The sequence below is a fragment of the Haladaptatus sp. CMAA 1909 genome, from assembly GCF_043952005.1.
Classification (GTDB): Archaea; Halobacteriota; Halobacteria; order Halobacteriales; family Haladaptataceae; genus Haladaptatus.
The window spans coordinates 367500-386997 of sequence record NZ_JBIOAV010000003.1 but is presented as its reverse complement, the minus strand read 5'-3'; the positions used below and the strand labels follow the sequence as shown (position 1 = coordinate 386997).

16 protein-coding genes and 2 pseudogenes are annotated in these 19498 nt (G+C 57.9%); 11 read left to right on the top strand and 7 right to left on the bottom strand.

From position 1 onward, the window contains the following. The first annotated feature begins 6 nt into the window (after nt 1-6). Both ACGYLY_RS23755 and ACGYLY_RS23750 read left to right on the top strand, forming a co-directional pair. The gene (locus ACGYLY_RS23755) at nt 7-963 is read left to right on the top strand and encodes a hypothetical protein (protein WP_395285240.1); all 957 of its coding nucleotides are present in this window, start codon (nt 7-9) and stop codon (nt 961-963) included. Between the two features lie 138 nt (nt 964-1101). Beyond that, on the top strand, nt 1102-3408 hold the full coding sequence (locus ACGYLY_RS23750; RefSeq protein ID WP_395285411.1) for a pentapeptide repeat-containing protein: 2307 nt from the start codon (nt 1102-1104) through the stop codon (nt 3406-3408). Nucleotides 3409-3438: 30 nt separating this feature from the next. Here the strand turns inward: ACGYLY_RS23750 and ACGYLY_RS23745 are convergent, their stop codons facing one another. Next, the gene (locus ACGYLY_RS23745; protein WP_395291291.1) at nt 3439-3903 is read right to left on the bottom strand and encodes a hypothetical protein; all 465 of its coding nucleotides are present in this window, start codon (nt 3901-3903) and stop codon (nt 3439-3441) included. 171 nt (nt 3904-4074) lie between these two features. Beyond that, nucleotides 4075-4293 (bottom strand): annotated as a pseudogene (locus tag ACGYLY_RS23740) (helix-turn-helix domain-containing protein); the annotation flags it as partial. A gap of 230 nt (nt 4294-4523) precedes the next feature. Here ACGYLY_RS23740 and ACGYLY_RS23735 point away from each other — a divergent pair. The 6 genes from ACGYLY_RS23735 to ACGYLY_RS23710 all read left to right on the top strand — a co-directional run bounded on the left by ACGYLY_RS23735 (nt 4524) and on the right by ACGYLY_RS23710 (nt 10683). After that, nucleotides 4524-5738 carry an NAD-dependent epimerase/dehydratase family protein gene (locus tag ACGYLY_RS23735; protein WP_395285239.1) on the top strand — a complete coding sequence of 405 codons (1215 nt, stop codon included), beginning with the start codon at nt 4524-4526 and terminating at the stop codon, nt 5736-5738. A 9-nt stretch (nt 5739-5747) separates the two neighbouring features. Further along, entirely contained in the window at nt 5748-6740 is a 993-nt protein-coding gene (locus ACGYLY_RS23730) for an NAD-dependent epimerase/dehydratase family protein (protein WP_395285238.1), read from the top strand. A 2-nt stretch (nt 6741-6742) separates the two neighbouring features. Continuing rightward, nucleotides 6743-7732: an NAD-dependent epimerase/dehydratase family protein gene (locus ACGYLY_RS23725; RefSeq protein ID WP_395285237.1), complete on the top strand. Its 990-nt coding sequence runs from the start codon at nt 6743-6745 to the stop codon at nt 7730-7732. A gap of 151 nt (nt 7733-7883) precedes the next feature. Next, the gene (locus ACGYLY_RS23720) at nt 7884-8525 is read left to right on the top strand and encodes a DUF998 domain-containing protein (RefSeq protein ID WP_395285236.1); all 642 of its coding nucleotides are present in this window, start codon (nt 7884-7886) and stop codon (nt 8523-8525) included. A 98-nt stretch (nt 8526-8623) separates the two neighbouring features. Next, entirely contained in the window at nt 8624-9208 is a 585-nt protein-coding gene (locus ACGYLY_RS23715) for a TetR/AcrR family transcriptional regulator (protein WP_395285235.1), read from the top strand. Next, nucleotides 9205-10683, top strand: coding sequence for an MATE family efflux transporter (locus tag ACGYLY_RS23710; RefSeq protein WP_395285234.1), 1479 nt, complete (start codon nt 9205-9207; stop codon nt 10681-10683). The genes ACGYLY_RS23715 and ACGYLY_RS23710 overlap by 4 nt, the downstream gene beginning before the upstream one ends. A gap of 45 nt (nt 10684-10728) precedes the next feature. On the opposite strand, the gene ACGYLY_RS23705 is transcribed toward ACGYLY_RS23710, so the two are convergent. After that, a complete protein-coding gene (locus tag ACGYLY_RS23705) occupies nt 10729-10860 on the bottom strand; it encodes a hypothetical protein (protein ID WP_395285410.1) in 132 nt (43 codons plus the stop codon). Between the two features lie 155 nt (nt 10861-11015). Here ACGYLY_RS23705 and ACGYLY_RS23700 point away from each other — a divergent pair. Further along, nucleotides 11016-12269, top strand: a pseudogene (locus ACGYLY_RS23700) (RNA-guided endonuclease InsQ/TnpB family protein). 489 nt (nt 12270-12758) lie between these two features. On the opposite strand, the gene tbsP reads toward ACGYLY_RS23700, so the two are convergent. Next, complete coding sequence (gene tbsP / locus ACGYLY_RS23695) at nt 12759-13565, bottom strand: transcriptional regulator TbsP (RefSeq protein WP_395285233.1); 807 nt, start codon at nt 13563-13565, stop codon at nt 12759-12761. 547 nt (nt 13566-14112) lie between these two features. Between tbsP and ACGYLY_RS23690 the strand changes: the two genes are divergently transcribed. After that, on the top strand, nt 14113-15414 hold the full coding sequence (locus ACGYLY_RS23690) for a glycoside hydrolase family 68 protein (RefSeq protein WP_395285232.1): 1302 nt from the start codon (nt 14113-14115) through the stop codon (nt 15412-15414). 1 nt (nt 15415) lies between these two features. On the opposite strand, the gene ACGYLY_RS23685 is transcribed toward ACGYLY_RS23690, so the two are convergent. After that, nucleotides 15416-17572, bottom strand: coding sequence for a GH32 C-terminal domain-containing protein (locus ACGYLY_RS23685; protein ID WP_395285231.1), 2157 nt, complete (start codon nt 17570-17572; stop codon nt 15416-15418). A gap of 193 nt (nt 17573-17765) precedes the next feature. Here ACGYLY_RS23685 and ACGYLY_RS23680 point away from each other — a divergent pair, with 193 nt between their 5' ends. After that, a complete protein-coding gene (locus tag ACGYLY_RS23680; RefSeq protein WP_395285230.1) occupies nt 17766-18104 on the top strand; it encodes a hypothetical protein in 339 nt (112 codons plus the stop codon). Here the strand turns inward: ACGYLY_RS23680 and ACGYLY_RS23675 are convergent. Next, nucleotides 18098-18424 (bottom strand): hypothetical protein, encoded by a 327-nt coding sequence (locus tag ACGYLY_RS23675; protein ID WP_395285229.1) that lies wholly within the window; start codon nt 18422-18424, stop codon nt 18098-18100. The two genes, ACGYLY_RS23680 and ACGYLY_RS23675, sit on opposite strands and share 7 nt — an antisense overlap. A 145-nt stretch (nt 18425-18569) precedes the next feature. Beyond that, entirely contained in the window at nt 18570-19349 is a 780-nt protein-coding gene (locus tag ACGYLY_RS23670; RefSeq protein ID WP_395285228.1) for a hypothetical protein, read from the bottom strand. Between the last annotated feature and the right edge of the window lie 149 nt (nt 19350-19498).

The window sequence follows — 19498 nt, the reverse complement described above, 5'->3', positions numbered from 1 at the left end:
CACACCATGTCGAATGACCCAACCCAGACGACGTACAGTGGAGATATCACCCTCAACGGTTCGAACCGTCCACCGATCGAACTACGTGATCCCGCCGACGTATTCGTGGCTGGGGGGAGCGTTAGCGGCGATTTCGACGTTCGCAACGCGGAATACGTCTTCACCCACCACGCCGTAGACGGAGACGCTTCGGTCACGAAGGCGGAGACGACAATTCGGGGGGACATCGAAGACGGTTACGTTGAACGCGCCGACGGCGACGTTCGAATTACCGACGTAGAAGACGTGTTCATCGCCACCAACGCCTTCGAGGGCGGATTCTCGGCACCCGGCGCGGAGAACGTGTATTCCGACGAGGTTTCCCTGTCCAAGTCACCCGAGGAGTACGACGTTTCGACCCTCGGGTGGCGACAGTCGGGGAGCGCGAGCGACCCTTCGGTTGGTGTCTACGCCGTGGGTATGGAACATGAAATAGAAGTGAAAGGAGTGCGAACCGACATCGAACTCTACCTCGTGGGTCACAACCACGATGTGACGGTCACGGGACGAAGTGCAACCCTCACGGTGCATTTCGTCGGCTACGACAACACCGTCCACATCGGACCGTATCTCACGGCCGACGTCGCCTCCGAGGCCGGATTCGACAACGAAATCGACGCCGAATCGTACCCAACCGAGGACCTCATCGAGATGTCCCGACGCGAGGCCTACTCGAACGCAGGATTTGGCCGTCGGAAGGTGACGTTTCAAGTGCCTGCCGGCGACGAGGAGTGGTGTCCCAACTGCGGCGAGGAGGCTGACGCGATAATCGAACGGCATCAGATGGAGGCGTTTTTCCTCTTTGGCAGACCGGTGCGGACGTACGACCAGAGCACCAACCCCGCACGCGAGTGCGAGCACTGTTCTCCCAACGCCGTCCACGCCGAACTGTCGCCGGAAGAACGGCGGTCGGTCCTCGATTAACGACGGTTTCTACAGAAACTATATATCTTATGACTTTGAAAGTGAAAGAAGCACGAACCGTTCACCCCGAAGAGAACGTACACTAACGGGGTGACGGACTACACAGCCATGTCGAGAAACGAGCCAAAGCCGGCGTTGATGTCGTCCGCTACCTGTCGATACACCTTCAACCCGGCAACCCAGACGGACGCACAACTACAGACGACGTGGGAGTGCCCACACGAGGCCCATTCGGAAAGCGAACACTGTGTTTTCCACATGAGTCAGAACGAACGGGCGACGTACGACGTCACCGCAGAGGATATCGTGGAAGTCCTCCGGTCGAATCTCCAGTCGTCTGATACCCGCGTAAACGAGTACGTCGGGGCCGACCTGCCGCATCTCTCACTCACGTATCAGGATGTCAACGGCACGACGAACCACGTTCTCAACTTCCAGTACGCCGATATAGACGGACTGGATTTAACCCACGGACGCCTCGACCAAGGACTCATCCTCCGGGAAGCGACGATCGGACAGCTCAAGTTCGAAGATTCGGTCGTCACAGGTACCGTCGATGCGCGAGGACTGACAGTGCGGGAGAACATCACGACAGACGAGGCGACGTTCGAACAGGACGTCCTGTTCGCCGGGGCCACGTTTCAGGGTGATGTGGACTGCGACGAAACTGTCTTTCGATCCGACACGAGTTTTGCAGAGGCCACGTTCAACGGCGTGGCTCACTTCCGTAATGTCGAAACCAGCGGCAGCAGTCATGTCCTCGACGACCACATCTCGTTCGCCAACTCGACGTTCCGCGGCGACGCGAGTTTCCGACAGGCAACATTTGATTACGTCACGTTCGAGGGCGCACAGTTCACCGCCGGATCCGACTTCGAACACGTGAACTTCACTGGCGACGCGCGATTCGACGGCGTAACGTTCCAGCAGATGGCCGACTTCGATGAAGCGCGGTTCGACGACGACGTGAGTTTCACCGGCGTTCACTTCCTGCAGTTGGCCGAGTTCCGTGGCGTCGAGTTCAACGGCGGCAGTCGGACGACGAATGACGACGTGACGTTCGAAGGAGCGACGTTCGAAGGCGAAGCGGATTACAAACTCGCCCGGTTCCGCTTTTCGGACTTCGAAGGGACGACGTTCAAGCGCTCGGTCAACTTCGACAGGGCGACGTTTACCGCACGCGCCGACTGCAACCACTTGCAAGTTGCAGGAGAGTTACGATTGACCGGCGCGGTGTTCGAAGACATCTCCGATTTCACCGAGAGCAGTCTGGGGGACGACATCATCGCCGTCGAAACGGAGTTCCACGGCGATGCGACGTTCGAAGGAGTCTCCTTCGAAGGCCGTGCGCGGTTCGATGAAGCCCGGTTCAACGAGGACGCGAGTTTCCGCAAGGCGACGTTTCAGGGTCCAGCGGAGTTCCGAGGTGCGATATTCGAAGGCGAGGCCCGACATTTGGAGGAGAACGCGTCGTTCAAAGAGGCGACCTTCCGCGACGACGCCGAATTCGAGACGGCGAACTTCACGAACGTTTCCTTTTGGGACGCAACGTTCCACGAGTCCTGTGATTTCCGCCACGCCGTGATTCACGAGACAGCAAAGTTCCGCCTCCTCGACGGAGAGCGGGAGACGTACATCGACTTCACCGACGCGACGGTCAACGGCGGGACCATCACGCAGGTCGGCGGCAGCGCGATTCCGTACGACTTCACGCGTGCGACCGTCGGCAGCGTCCAATTGGACGGCGAAGGAAACGAGTACGAACTCCTCGACCACTTCCGCTTTTGCCTCACCGACTTCGACCACTTTGATTTCAGCAACCACCACGTCTATCTCGAACGCAACGACTGGACGATTCACGATTTCGTCGGAAACGCCGCCACCGGCCAGTTCGCCGTCGAGATGAGCAACGAAATCATCGAGGAGACGTATCGGAAGGCACAGGAGAGCGCCGATGCGGTTGGTGACACACCGACGAGTAGGGAGTTCGAATTTAAACACTACTACTTCAACCGAAAGAAGAACTTAGACATCATCCTCAACGAATACTCCCTGAACACGTGGGCACGCGGCAAAAAAGCCTCGAGCGTCGCGCTCAACTTGTTCATGCAGGTGACCTGCGGCTATGGTAATCGCCTCCCGAGAATCGCAGCGCTCACCTTCCTCCTCCCCGCTCTGTTCGGGATTTTGTACGCACTCGGCGGGCCGTTCCTGACGCAAGCCGGTAGCGTCTTCCACCCGGCAGCGGTCGAGAAGACGTCGCTCGAAATCCTCTTCGACAACGTCTACTACAGCTACATCAGTTTCAGCACGGTCGGCTACGGAGACATTAACCCACTCGGACACTTGGCGCGACTACTAGCCGCGAGTCAGGGGATGTTGAACGGGTTGTTCTTCACCCTCCTCACGTTCACGCTGTTCAAGCGCGTCCTCGGCGGGAGTTAATTGCTCGTGCACGACTGATTCCGTACCATCTCAGTCACGAACGGTCTCTCGGCTCTCGTACTCCCAAATAAGGTCGAAGTACCGCTTCATTCCCGCGACGAACGACCCGTTTTCGGTGACTGCGGCCTGTCGCATATGGAGGGGAACGTCCTTCTCCTCGACGAGGAAGATTGCTTTCCCAGTCTCGTACTCCATGCTCGGGTCGGTCAACGTTCCTCTCCACGGGAGCTTTTCATCGCTGAATCGGTAGTCCACACACGGATACGTTTCATCGATGTAGGAGACGACTTCCCGTTGAACTGCCTCGTTCTCTTCGGTCAAATGTTTCGGGTCGAGGAACAGGATTTGGACGCAAATATCACGATCTAAAGCCTCCTCGAATGCGGGTTTGACGCCGGTAAAGTATTCGAAGCTTTTCGTGATAACACAGAGAGTTTCGTTCGCGGTGTGATAGAGTTCGCGGGTTTCCGTTTCGCTCGGGTCACCCACGTCCACGACGTAAAAAAGGTCTTCTGTAGGTGTGATGTGTTCATTTGACTGTTCGTAAAGCGGTTGGAACGCATCAAGAAACTCGTCTCGGATAGAGTCTACATCATGGCGAAATGATTCATACGCTTGCCGTTGGTTTTCCTGAGCTCGATTGAGAATTTCGGTAGGTGATTTGGGCTGGTACTCCTTTGGACGACCGGGAATCGTCTTGATATATCCCATGTCGGTGAGCGACTCGAGCACACCGTAGATACGGGCCTTTGGGATACCAGTTGCCTCTGCGAGGTTCGGCGCGGTGGTCCTCCCTATCGAAAAGAGCTCTTCAAGTGCGGTCGATTCATAGTCCTTTAACTCAAGAAATTCTAGAAGAGTGGCTGTATCACGAGGGGTCGTCATGGCTCATCAAAAACAGTTCTGGGTAATAAATCACGGTCTGTATGACCACACAGTTGTAAACGAACACCGCGGTCAAGACCAGGCACTCACGCTATGTTTTCTGTAGAATATAATATATATATAAAAAATATTATCTATATGGGAAGAATAGTTTCTTGAATTCTACTATTAATTAAGAAATATAAAGGGGAATGCTTTAGACAGCTTAGTTACTCTACTTCTGAGTAACCATGTCTATCCTCATTACTGGCGCAGATGGATACATCGGTTGGCCAACCGCACTGCGGATCGCCAACCGAACAAACGACCGCGTGATTCTCGTCGACAACTTCGGTCGACGGGAATGGGTTAGTGAAGTCGGAAGTACCAGTGCGATACCCATTCGATCGATAGAAGAACGAATTGGCGCTGCGAAGTCTCGACTAGGACTGCACAACCTCTCGTTCGTCGAAGGCGACCTCACGGAGAAAACGTTCGTGGACGAACTGCTTGCAGTCCACCAACCAGAAACCATCGTCCACGCGGCCGCACAACCCTCTGCACCGTACTCGCAAATAAACGGCGAACGTGCGAACTACACGCAACACAACAACCTGCAGTCGACACGAAACCTCCTTTGGAGTCTCGAAGAAAACAATCTCACCGACACACACTTTATCGAGACGACGACGACAGGCGTCTACGGCGCACCCGAATTTCCGATCCCAGAAGGCAGTGCCACGATGGAAAATCAAGGCGAACGCGATGAGGTGCCGTTCCCGGCGATGGCGGGCAGTTGGTACCACCTGACCAAGTCCCACGACGCAGCAAACATGCGATTAGCGCACAAGCAGTTCGGGATTCCGATCAGCGACGTTCGTACGGCAATCGTCTATGGAACCGAAACCGAGGAAACGCGTGAAGGCCAGTATCACCTCAAGACGCGGTTCGATTTCGATTATTACTTCGGAACCGTAAGCCACCGATTTGCAGCCCAAGCGGTTGCCGGTTATCCCGTGACGGTGTACGGCAAAGGCGAACAACGAAAGCCGTTCATCAGCCTCGAAGACGCCGTTGAAGGATTGGCACAACTCGCGCTGGCGGATCACACCGAGCGCGACGACGAATTCGTCGTCTACAATCAGGTGACGCGACCGATCAGCATCGTCGAAGTCGCGAACACCATCGCGGATGTGGCCGCGGAGTTCGACTACGATGTCGAAGTGGAACACTTCGAGAACCCGCGCGACGAGGACGAGACGCACAAGATGGAGATGGAGAACGGCAACTACATGGACCTCATTGGCGAGCAGGCACAATCCTTCGAGGACGGCGTTCGTGACATCTTCGAAACACTGAGCCAATACGAGGAGACCATCTCGACGCACGAGGACCGCTTCCTGCCCGGCGTCCTCGAAGAGCGGATGGAAGAAGATGAAGAAGAAGCGGTCGCGGAGCTCGACTGAGGACCACCCATGAACGTCCTCGTCACTGGCGGCTGTGGATACATCGGCAGCGTTCTCGTCCCGCTATTGCAGGCCGACGAACGGATCGATACCGTCTCGGTCCTCGACAACCTCTCCTACGGGTCGCCGCGAAACCTCCTCGGCGCGTACATCGGGAAGGATACCGATCTCGTGTTCCGTCGGGGTGACGTCCGGGAGTACGGCAACGTCGAAAACGCCATGCGTGGAGTGGACACGGTTATTCACCTCGCCGGAATCACGGGCGCATCGAGCACGCACGACCGCGAGGAGGAGACGTACGCGGTCAACCTCGACGGAACGAGGAACGTGTTGTCCGCCGCGAAGAAGATCGGTGTCGACAACGTGGTGTTCGCCTCTTCGTGTAACAACTATGGACGAGCGACCAGCACGAACATTACCGAGGAGACAGAAGCCAATCCACTGAATCCCTACGCTGAAACCAAAGATAAAGGCGAACAGTTGCTCGTAGATCACGTTTCCAACGACCACTTCCAAGGAACAGCCCTCCGAATGAGTACTAATTACGGTTATTCGCTGGGCATTCGCTTCAACCTCGTCATCAACCATTTCGTCTTTCGGGCGGTGACTAACCGTCCGTTGACAGTGTACGGTGACGGGACGAACTGGCGACCGTTCATTCACGTCAACGACGCCGCACGAGCGTTCAAACAGGCGGCCTGCAATCCAGAGGCATGGCCCGAAGCAGTGTATAACGTCGGTGCAAATGCCGAAAATTACCAAATCGCGGATATCGCAGAAATTGTCCGGGAGGAAGTGGATGGCACATTCGATATCACCTATCTCGAAGACGAGCACCCGGGTCCGTCCTATCACGTGAACTTTGACCGTATGTCGAAAGCTGGATTCGAACTTGAATGGACGGTTCGTGACGGGATTCGAGATCTCATGCAGCGATTTACGTCGCCAAACACGTCACCCGTCTCGAATGGGACTTCAAACACACATAGTCCAAGGTCGTAGCTATGACACAGAATAATTCAATCTCTGGCATCCCGACGATTGCCGTAACAGGCGCTGCTGGGTTTATCGGCAGTCGTGTCGTGAATCGATTGCAAGCCGCCAGTCCCGAGTGGGACATCGTCGCGCTCGATAACTTCTATTTGGGACAGGTTCGGAAAATTGGGGACATCGATATCCAGCACGTCGATATTCGAAATCGAGACCGACTCGAAGCGGCGCTCGACGGTGCGGATATCGTATTGCATCTCGCGGCGATCAGTGGAGTGGACGGCTGTGACTCCAACCGTGACCTCGCGTACGACGTCAATGTACAGGGGACGGCCAATGTCGCGTGGTTTTGCCGAAAAACCGGTGCGGGACTTGTATTCCCGTTCAGCATGGCTGTTCTCGGCGACCCTGAACAATTCCCCATTACCGCCGACCATCCACGCGACCCGATGAACTGGTACGGTCGAACGAAACTCCTCGGGGAACACATTGTTGAGGACATGGCATATGATGCGTTCCCAGCTCATCTCTATCTCAAGTCAAACCTGTATGGAGATCACGAAATCGATGGGAAGATTATTTCAAAAGGGACAGTCATCAACTTCTTTGTCAGTCGCGTGTTCTCAGACCAACCGCTGACAGTCTACGAACCTGGCACCCAATCGCGGAACTACATTCACGTGAAAGACGTCGCCAGGGCGTACGTTCGGAGCGTGGAAGTGATGCTCCAGCAACTCGAAGCAGGCGACACAGGTATTCAACGGTTCGAAATCGCAAGTAGCGAGGACCCAAATGTCATGGCAGTCGGCGAACTCGTCGCGCGAGTCGCATCCGAGGAGGCGGGAATCGAAAAGGAGGTCTCTCTCGTCGAGAACCCGCGTTCGAGCGAGACGCTCGTGGGTGACTTCGCCGTCGATACGACGAAAACTCACGAGGAATTCGGCTGGGAAGTCAAACACTCCGTCGAGGAGTCGATTCGAGAACTGATTCGAAAGAAGGCGTGACCGAAGAATCGCGTTTTTTCGGATACGGAGACGGTTTCGTTTGCGGTCGTTCGTAACCCCCTTCGATGGCTCTCGGGAGTAACACGTTAGAAGTTATCGCCCGTCTCATTCCTATCGGTGATTTATCTTGTCACCCGTTGTAGCGCGAACTATGAATGGGACGAATGGGGAAGCTGAGCAGTCCAACACTACCTGGTCGGCTCGGTCCATCGCTGGGGTCGCCACGTTCATGGCCGGGTGCGTCGCTTTCATGGGGATAATCACGGCGGAAGTCCTCTATCCGGGGTATTCGACCAGACAAGACATCAGCGACCTCGGGTCGACGATACCCCCGAATCCGATCATTCACCAACCGTCAGCGACCATCTTCAACAGCACGATGCTCGTGACGGGAGCGCTGCTATTGGTCGCTGCGACCTTCCTTTATCGTTCGATGGAGCGTCGTCCTTTCACGGTACTCTTCGTCGTCTTCGGAATCGGGATTTTCGGCGTCGGCGTGTTTCCCGGCAACGTCGTCCCGTGGCACGGACTCTTTGCCCTCCTCACGTTCGCCAGTGGTGGCCTTACCGTCGTGTCCTCCTCGCGTGTCGTCTCGAGTCCGTTCAGTTACCTCTGTCTGATATTCGGCGGAATATCTCTGTTGACGTTGGCGAGCGTGTTTGTCTTACAGGGATCGAATCCGCTGAATCCCCTCGGGTCAGGAGGTGTCGAACGGTGGGTGGCATACCCGCTCCTTCTCTGGGTAGTCGGATTCGGCGGGTATCTTCTGGGAGACACGGATACAGCACCATGACTGACGGCCCCATCATCGACGGAGTGAATCGTGTGAACTATTGACTAACTGGTCAGTCAAAACCCTTTTGACTGACTGGTCAGTAAGTACGGCAACGAATGAATACGGAAACGTCCACCGAGATAATTCGGGCGACAGGTCGTGCCCTCTGTGAACACGGCTATGCCAACCTCACGATGCAACGCATCGCGGAGGAGTCGTCGATGACGACGGCGGCGATACACTATCATTTCGATACGAAAGATGAGCTCCTGAACGCGCTCCTCGACGACGTGGTCGACGGCTTCGAGGAGCGATTGGCCTGTGACGGCGGCGACCCACGGGAGCGCATCGGTGCGTTCTTGGACGCGGTATTCGCTCCATCGACCGACCGCTCCGACGAGTTCCCGGTCGCGGTCATGGAGCTGAAATCGCAGGCGCCGTACCACGAAGCGTATCGGGAACGGTTCATCGAACTGGACGAGGTGATGCGTACCGTCGTCGCCACGATAGTCCGCGAGGGGATGGCCGACGGCCACTTCGACGACGCCGACCCGGACGAGGTCGCTCGCACCGTCAGCACGATGGTCAACGGCGGTCACGTTCGCAAAGTCGCACTCGGCGAGGACGGCGAAGAAACCCGTCGGGTGGTCGAACGATATCTGGAACAGCGACTCGCGTGGACGCCGGAGATGGTAGCGTGAGCCTCTTCAAGGGACAGGAAGAACTCGACCTCACCGACGGCGGTATCGTCAAGCCGCTCCTCTATCTCTCGCTCCCCATCGTCATCACGAACCTGATGCAGACCGCGTACAACCTCGCCGACACGTTTTGGCTCGGCCAGTACTCGACGGAGGCGTTGGCGGCCATCTCGTTCGGGTTTCCGATGGTGTTCCTGCTCATCTCGCTGGGGATGGGGCTGTCCGTCGCGGGGAGCGTCCTCGTCGCCCAGCATACGGGGGCCGGCGAAACCGAGCAGGCTGAGTACGCGGCCTCGCAAACGGTCACGTTCGCGTTCATCGGGTCGGTGATTCTGGGAGCGGTCGGCTATCCGTTCGTCCGCCCCTTTCTCGACTTCCTCGGGGCGTCACCGAGCGTGCTTCCGGGTGCGACAGCGTACATGCAGGTCGTCGCGCTCGGCCTGCCGTTCATGTTCGGCTTTTTCGTCTTCATCTCGCTGATGCGCGGTGCGGGCGACACGATCACGCCGATGGTCGTCATGTTCGGAACGGTCGTCATCAACGTGATTCTGGACCCGTTCCTCATCAACGGCTGGGCGATCGGACCGCTCGCGTTCCCCGAAATGGGAATCCAAGGGGCGGCGATTGCGACAGTCTTCTCCCGAAGTCTCGCGATGATCGTCGGCCTCGTCATCATGGAGTCCGGAAGGCGGGGAATCCAGATCCATCTCACGGATATGAAGCCCGACTTCCAGTATCTGCGGAAAATCCTCTCCATCGGCGTCCCAGCGAGCATCGAAGGGACCGGCCGTGCACTCTCGATCAACGCGCTTTTGCTCGTCGTTGGCCTGTTCTCGACGTCGGTCGTCGCGGCGTTCGGCATCGGAACCCGCGTCTTCTCGGTCATCTTCCTCCCAGCAATCGCCGTCGCTCGCGGCGTCGAGACGATGTCCGGCCAGAACATCGGTGCCGGGAAGTACGACCGTGCCGAACAGGCGAACTACGTTGCCGCCAAGGGACTGTTCGTCGTCCTCGCACTCGTCGGCGTCCTCATCTTCCTCATCCCGACGCCCATCGTGGCTGTGTTCACCGACGACCCTGCCGTGCTTTCGGAGGGGACCACGTTCCTCCGTTACGTCGCGCTGTCGTTCGGATTCATCGGAATCATGCGGGCATTTACCGGCGGTTTCCGCGGTGCCGGTAAGACGATGGTCGCCGCCGCCATCTCCATCATCACCCTCGCCGGCATCCGACTGCCAGTGGCGTACCTCGCCTCACAGTTCCAGTTCGACGTTCCCTACGCCCAGTACATCTTCGGCGTCAGGGGTATCTGGATAGCGTTCTTCGTCTCGAACGTGGCCGGAGCGGGTATCGCGTGGCTCTGGTTCCGACGCGGGACGTGGCGCGATAGCGACGTTCGAGAGGCACCGACTTCGAAGGAAATCGAAGCGGAGGACGTCGGAACGGACGACGTGGACCCGACGACGAGCGACGATTGAGTCGGGACCGCTGTTCGACCGAGTCGGTCGGACAACGGTTCCTACTCAAAACTCGGTGTAACCGGGGAACTCCGGCTCGGTTCGGTCGCACGAGAGCGCCGTCGAGAGTATCTTTCGTTGCACTTTCCGAACGTGTTCGAGAAAGGTTGAATGGTCGATGTCCAATGTCTGAGCGATTCTTCAGCATAATGCGAGGTGGAGCCTCCGGCCTACTCGCTCACTTCGTTCGCTCCTTGAGGCCGGAGAGGAAACCGACACAGGATTACACAACCGCAGTACGGGCGCTACCCGACTCCCTTATATTTAAGTACCGTTGGGTCGTAATCTGAACCATGGAGGTGCGTCGAACTGCAGCGGTTAAACTCACTGTTCCTGCCGAGCGGCGCGACGACCTCCACGAATCCGCCCGCCAGTTCCTTCACTGTGCAAACCGTGCGAGCGAATTCTGTTGGGACGATACCAGCTACAAAAACTGCATCACTGCCAACAACACAGCACGAAACGCACTCTACACGGAACTACGGGCAGAAACAGACCTCACCGCGAATCTCGTTCAAGAAGCCATCCGACGCGCCGTGCAAGCGACGAAAGGCGTCGTCGAACGGTGGAAACAAGGCAAACGAGTGAGCCAACCAGGGTTCACTTCGTGGAGTATGGTCTACGACAAGCGAAGTGCAACGTTCTACCGCGACCGTGTTTCCCTTTCGACCGTCAACGGACGTGTCGAGTGCGACTTTGAACTGCCGGCGAGTAGTCCCACGCCCTACGAACGATACGTTCTCTCGGAAGACTACGAGTTCCGTGCGAGTACGCTTCAATACGACAAGGCGACCGACGAGTTCTACTTCCACATCACCACACGAAAGTACGAGGGGGAAGACGAAGACGGTCCCAAGGTTTCGGCAGATACCGAGCACCAAACAGTTCTCGGTATCGATCTTGGCGTTAACAGTCTCGCGGTCGCTTCAACTGGTATGTTCTGGCAAGGCGATGACTACGACCATTGGTGCCATGAGTTCGAAAAGCGGCGTGGTGAGATGCAACAGCGCGGAACGCAAGCCGCGCACGATGCGCTCCTTCGCCTCGGAAAACACGAAGAAGCGTGGCGAAAGCAGTACATCCACACCATGGCCAACGAAATCGTCACGGAAGCCGTCGAGAACGGCTGCGACGTAATCGTGTTTGAAGAATTGACCGATATCCGCGAACAGCTTCCACACGCGAAGTGGCATCACATCTGGGCGTTCCGTCGTCTCTACGAATACGTCGAGTAAAAGGCTCCGGAACGCGGCGTCGAAGCGAAACAGGTGGTGCCGAACCACACGTCTCAACGCTGTTCTCGGACGGACTGTGGGTTCACGCACCGCGACAACCGCGACGGTGAACACTTCCACTGCCAGAAGTGCGGCTACGAAGTGAATGCGGACTACAACGCGGCGAAAAACATCGGGCTACGGTATGCTCGAAAGCGACAGCACAGACTACGTTCCTCGCCCACGTCGGGGAGCGTAGACGCACCAGTAGACGTGCGTGTGAATGGTGGGATGGTGAACGGCAAGCGTCACCGGCACATTGCTGGTGACTGATTGCTGGGGGTCCACATCAAAGCCCCTCCCTCAGGAAGCGAGCGGGGTATCCCGCGAGCGAGCAGGGTGGGGTAGTTTACTTCGTGTGTTTCGTCGTCGAACACGATGATGTCGGCGGGACGTTCACCGACATCAACGCCCAGATTATGCGTCATGAGATAACAATAGTCAAGATTCTCGGAGAATGGCTAAGCATTCTCCCCACACCTGTGGGGAGTTTAAGTAGGATTCGGTCCCAAGCTCAAAAAATCAGCTCACTACGATTTACAAACGAGCGGTACGGCGTCTAAAGCGACCACTACCGGGTAGTTCTCGGACAAAGCTCGCCGTCGACACGAATGACATTCCTACATCGGGTTCGAACGACGTCAGGATGGACACCGAAGGACGGCCACAGTCGACGGAGTAGAAGAGTTCCGAAAATGTCGAACGGTACGACTCACGAGGGTGTTGTTGCCAAAAAACGTTCCGAGGTGGGATCGGGTGAGATTATGCCGAAGCTTTGTCGGCGAGTTCGTCCACGTCCTCCAAGTCATCCGGAACCAAGACCAACCGGAGTCGCGGGCGTCCCACGTCGATGGGGACTTTCTCGGTTTCTATCAAACCACGGTCCTCGAGCCGGGTTTTGGTTCGCGAGAAGGTTGCCTTACTCGCCACTCCCGTATCTTCGCCCCACTTGCTGATATCGTAGAGTAGCACCTCGTTGTTCGCCGCGACCAACAACGCGATGGCGACTTCGTCGAGTTCGTCGTCTTCACCGGGAATCGTTTCGACCGACTCGGCTATCATCATGAAGTCGTCCTCGGCATCGGCACCGATTTCCTCGCGGAGCGTCTCCTGAACCCGCGAAAGCGGGGGCGTTCGTAGATTGAACGCGTCCCCATCGTCCCAGTCTTCCATGAACGTCGTCCGCACGTTTTCGACCAATTCGTCATCTGCCGAGCGCATCCCCGTCGTTTTCGAATCCAACGTGACGACGGTCACGACTTCGTCATCGCTGACGATCAGCGAACTTCGCGCGATATCGGTGGTCGTCCGGAGTTCCAAGGAACCACGGTCGATCAAATCCGCCACGTGACTGGCGAGGATGAAGTCGTCCAACGAATCTTTGAGGACGTCTGGAGTGGCGAGCACCTGCATCTCGGGGAGATCGCCATCGAACGAAGACGCGGTCAACATCATCGTTCGAAAGACATCGTGTGCGGGATTCACGATGAGCACCGAGTCGGTATCTTCGAAAAACGAGCTGATCATGTCGGTGAACTCTTCATCGAGTACGGTTGCTTCTGCGGACATACAACTGTACACGAGAGGGGGTTCTATTGTTCCACGCCCATTATTACTCGAAGGGGAAGCCTGAAATCAGAACTGAAGTGGGGAGAAATACCGAAAAGAACCGATCAGACGTATTTTTCATATGTTTAATGTTTCGTACCATTTGATTTCGATGGATTGGCGTCCCCATCGATATTTTGTCCTCGTTTCTCGCTCGATATTCCGGACTCCGATTCTCCCTACTTTTTCTCCTAAAGCGATTCTACCGATGTACCCTACGTATTCAGGGAGGGTTGCCCGGCGATAAAATAACGATATTTGCTATCGGTATTCTGGTGTTTCCCGGAAATAAGGTGCCTAAACTCCATCCGTATTAGTGAACTTAATCGGACAGTACGAGACCCCATCCCATTGTGAGACTCGTTTACCACTGTTTTGTGCATTGAGTTCGCGTTTCGGTCGATACGAAAGTCATTCCGTCATCGTAGGACCGAGGGAAATTTCGTTCGACAAGGATTCGCGAGGGGGGTGAAGTTATAGTCGTCAAAACAAAAACAGGCGCGTAAGAATGTCCCGTCCGAACGAAGGCCGAATACCGCGCTCCAAATGGACGCGCGACCACGCCGCTCAACTCCACCACACCCCCAATACCACCGCGCCGGTAATCTATCCTCCCGAGCGAAAAATCAGTGACGAGTATCATCTCTGGGATACGTGGTTCCTCCGGGAACGTGACGGGACGCTCGCCGAAGTAAACGGCTATCGGGTCGCGTTCTCGCTCTCTGCGTCGTCGGCGCTCCTGCCCGGAAAACGTCACGACGAGGCGCGTATCCGATACTTCTACTCGTCGGACGGACGTGGATGGACCTATGGCGGACCGATATTCACCGAAGGAGAGGCGTTCGGTTCCCGCCAGTGGGCCGGGTCGGCCCTGCTGGACGACGGGACCGTCTACGCCTACTACACCGCTGCCGGACGACGCGACGAACCGGAACTCACCTACGAACAGCGAATCTGTGCGGGGTCGGGCGGCACGATTTCGACGGATGAGGAGGGCCTCCACATCGATGGACCATGGGACCATTCGGTCCTCTTAGAACCTGACGGCGAACGCTATCAGACACAGGAACAGTCGTTGAACCAGAACGGTCCCATCTACACCTTCCGCGACCCGTGGTTCTTCGAGGACCCTGAGACGGACGAGTCGTATCTCCTCTTCGAGGGAAACACCCCGATAGACGACCCCAACCCGGAGCGGACGTACAACGGCTGTATTGGCATCGCCCACTCGGAGACGGGCGACCCGACCGATTGGGAGGTCCTCGACCCGCTCCTCGACGGTGAACGAGTCAACCAGGAACTCGAACGACCACACGTCGTCGTTCGAAACGGCCGGTATTACCTCTTCACACCAAGCCACCAGCACACGTTCGCACCGGGTCTGAGCGGTTTCGACGCGCTCTACGGCTTCGCCGCGGATTCCCTCTTCGGTCCCTACGAACCGCTGAACGAGACCGGACTGGTCGTCGCGAATCCTGAAAACGCCCCGTTTCAGGCTTACTCGTGGCTCGCCTTCGGGCACGGCGACGAGATACTCGTCACGTCGTTTTTCAACTACTTCGACCTCAACGGCCTCTCGCTCGACGACATCGCGTTTCTCCCGGAATCGGAGCAGTTCCGACGCTTCGGTGGGACATACGCGCCGACGCTCCGACTGCAAGTCGCTGGGAATCGAACTCGCATTTGGGGCGAACTAGAGTACGGCCGGATTCCGCTTGAATCGGAGTCGCTGGCCGCGCCGGACCGTGTTCGCTACCGTGCGATAGACGACGAAGACACCGACGACGACGGCGGCGAGTACGGACACTAATTCAGTCGTCGCCCACCTCGGCCGTCGAACCCACGTCCACGGACGGAGCGGCGGACCCGTCGAGTTCCCACGCATCGAGGCGTACGATACGAGCGTCCCCACCTGCAGCGTAGAGCGACACGCCGTCGGCATCCGCGCGGGTCGGATAAATGCGACCCGTGAGGCAGTGGCGCTCGCTCGCGAACACTTCGACGATGGACCCGTCGACGAACACTCGGAGGTCAATTCGTTCCTCACCGTCGAGCGGCATCCGTATCGGGTCGTCGGCCGTCTCGGGGTGGAGGCTCGACGTCGAGCGTTCGAGGATGAGTTCGTCGCGGCGAACGTGCAGCGGCGTTCGCTCCTCGCCGTCCACGGTTTCACGGAGGACGACGCCGACCTCGTCGGCGGTTCCGAGGTCGATGGTGAGCGACAGTTCGAGCCCCCGCCCGCGCGTCTGAAGGACTTCCCGCTGGCCGTCCGAGATTCCGCGCGACTCGAATCCGTGGTGGCCCTCGCGGAGCGTCGTTACCTCGTCGGCGGGTCGCTGCCGGAGTTCGCCGTCGTCGACGCTGAGGACGCGTGGAAGCGAGAGCGCGCCTGACCACCCGGCGTCCCACTGTGCGCGCTCGCTGCGCGCCTCCTGCAACCAGCCGAACGTGATTTGCCGACCGGAAGATGTTTGCAGCGTCTGTGGCGCGTAGAAATCACCGTAATCGAGGACGCCGGACGTCTCGCGCTCGAACCGTCCGTCGCGGACGCTGCCGAGGAAGTAGAGGACACGCTCGTAGTTCGAGACGTGGAGAAGGCGCTTCTCCCCGAGGTCGAGGAGTTCGGGGCACTCCCACATGTGACCCGCACCGTCCCAATTGCCCGTCAATAGCGGTCCGAGGTAGGTCCACTCCGTGAGGTCGTCCGAGCGATACCGGAGCGCCGTCCCGCCGACGCCGTCGATGCCGGAGCCGATGAGCTGATACCACGACCCGTTCTCGCGCCAGACGCAGTGGTCGCGGAACTCGGCGTCCCAGTGTTCGGTCGAGAGGACGTCGAGTTCGACCGGTGCGTCCGTCACGACCGGGTTATCTGGGTCCTTCGTCCACACGTCGAGCGTATCGTCGGTGGCCGTCGCGAGGCAGGGGAGTTGCCTGCCGCCGCGGCCGCCCGTGTACAGGATGCGGGCCGTTCCATCGTCATCGACCGTACAACCCGACCAACAGCCGTCGCGGTCCGGGCCGTCGGGGTCGGGCGTGAGCGCGACCGGATGGTCCTCCCAGTGGAGGAGGTCGTCGCTCGTCGCGTGCCCCCAGTGGATGGTGTGGTGATAGGGACCGCCCGGATTGTACTGGTAGAAGGCGTGGTACGTGCCGTTCCACTCGACGAGACCGTTCGGGTCGTTCAACCAGTTCCCGGGCGGCGCGAGGTGATACCGCGGGCGGTTGTGGTCGCCGCGGAAGTCGTTTCGCATCGCGGCGAGGTCGGCGGCGCTCTTCGGACGGGCGACGAGCCCGTCGTCGGCACCCGAACCGAGGAACCGCAGACATCCCGCGAGGAACGTCTCGCGGCCGCCGTCCGCGCCCGACGCCTCGAACTCGACGTTCGCGCCGACGCCGAGGACTGTTCCCATTGCGGGTTTCCACTCGACCACGGACACCTCGCCCGGACGGTCGATATCGCCTTCGAAAGTGCCCGCCAACATGTCCGCGCGTTCCGGGAGGAGATTGACGTATCGAGCGTACGACTGCGTGTCGCCCGCGCCACGGGTGTGAAAGCGGATGTCGTCGAAGGCCGCGACCGCCGGGTGGTCCTCGTATTGGGACTTCCAGAGGGGGCCGACGGGGGCCTCGACGGGTTCGACGCCCACGGCATTCGGGGCGACGGGGTCGATGTCGAGCGGTGCGACTGCCGTCAGCGCCTGAAGGGTCAACAGGAGGGTGCCACCGTCCTCGAAATAGTCCGCGAACGCGCCGGCGGACCCGTTCACCGAAGCGTGTTCCACAGGGGCGTCGCGGTGCCACCAGAGTACGTCATAGGAGGCGAAGGTGTCGCCGTCGTGAATGTCGGCAAACGAAACGCGGTCTGCCGCGCCCAATTCGGTGGTGACCCACTCGAACGCCGTCTGCTGCTCGGGGGAGAGTTCGCCGCAGTGTAGGAATCCGATGGTAGGAGACGACGGAACCATTGCCAATACCTATCAGCGCACGTCATATAATGGGTGTGGCTGTGAGACAGGAATTATGGTGAGGTTCCCAGTTTCGCGGGGGGATGAGCGGTGCCGTGAGAAACAACCGAATCGATGGATCGAACGAACCGACTTTCACTATCGATGTAAGTCACACCAGTACGGTTACATGGATGCTGGACCCTCAAAGAGCATGAATACGACAGCGGACATCATCGTCCGTGACGCCTACCTCACCGAACGTGACTCCATCGCCGATATCGCCGTCGGAGACGGGAGAATCCTCGCTATCGGGTCGGACCTCGCGGAGGATGTTCCGACAGAACTCGACGCGGCAGGGAATCTCGTCACCGACCACGGGGCGAACCTCCTCGGTCTGAAGGGATACGGTATCGAAAAAGGGACCCCCGCGGACCCCGTCGTTCACGACTCCTCCTCACCTCAGTGGGCAATCGTGGAAAATAGCACGCCTCGCTACGTCCTAAAAGAAGGCCAACTGGTCGCCGAAGACGGCAACGTCGTCGGTCAGTAACTGACGGTTCCACCAAGTTCGAACGACGCGAAGTTGACGACCACGTATGCAACCAGTAAGAATACTGCAAGCACGGAGAACGCTACCGACAGCGTGTGTTGGTCCGCCGCCGAGAGCTCCAAACGGTCGCCGACCCACCGGGTGGCGAATACACCTGCGAGCAGGAGTGAGAGGCCTATCGCGGCAACCCAAGCACCGCCCAGTACCGATACCGGAACGAGCAGGAGACCGTACCCGAAGACCAGTAGTCCAAATAAGACGGCCAAGACGGCAACGACGCTGAACGAACTACCGGATGTTGTAGTGTTGTTTTTAGTCATCCATATAAATGGTTTTCAAATAGCTTAATCGTTGTGTGACAATCGATATTACATTTATTTTACTAGAAGAACGGGAAAATGATGTGGCATCTCGATTTCGCAGGTCGAGAGTGTCCCCGTCGAAGATACGAAAAGTCTGGCTGTCTCACGCAGCGGGACGTTCGGCGGGAGCGTCATTGCTGGTCGTCTCACCGATATCACCCTCGTCGGGAGTGTTGAGTTCGGTGTAGGCCCTCGCGAGCACGGCGGTCGAGAAGACCGTCGTGATGGCGCTCGCGGCCTGCGCGAACACCAAGGCGACGACATCACCGACGAAACTGCCGCTGGCGAGTTCACCGAAGCCGAAGGCGATGTTGACAAGTATCGTGAGGAGTATCACCGCGACGCCCAACACGAGGAGGTTGAAGCGGTAGCCCCTCGTCAATCCCCAACTGCTGCGGAAGGCTTTGACGAAGTTCTGGTCCTCGACGGCCACGAAGACGGTCCAGAACGCTAAGGTCACGAGCAGGAAGATGCCCGGGACGATCAGCGCGACGAGACCCAACGCGACGATGATGCCGAAGACGATCATCCCGACGAAGACGTTGATCGCCGCCCAGACCATGTTTCGGGTGAAGAACTCCTTGGGGAGGCGTTCGGTTTCGTCGCTCACGAACACGCGAATGGCCGCGATACTCACGACTAACAATGCGATGCTCAGGACCACCGAGACGAGACCCGCACCGAGCGGCGGGACGAGTACTGCTGGGTTCGCTTGGACGCCGGCGGCAGTGAACTCCTGTCGCTCTACCCATCGGTCGACTCCCGCACCCAACACGCCGTTGATGACGGAGATGACGAAGATGATGCCCATGAGCATGAGACCGTTTCGCTTGACAGTTCGGCTGTATCCCTGCTTGAGAACGTTTGTAATGTTGATCGGCATTATCAGAGGTATAGAACGTCGTCTGAGATGATATACTCGCCGACTGGTTCTCACTGACTGAGATACATACCACCGAGCTTTTAATTATTATATACTATCAGTTTCGTGTCGTCCGGAACGTCCGCCCAAAACGGTGTCGAAGATGACAG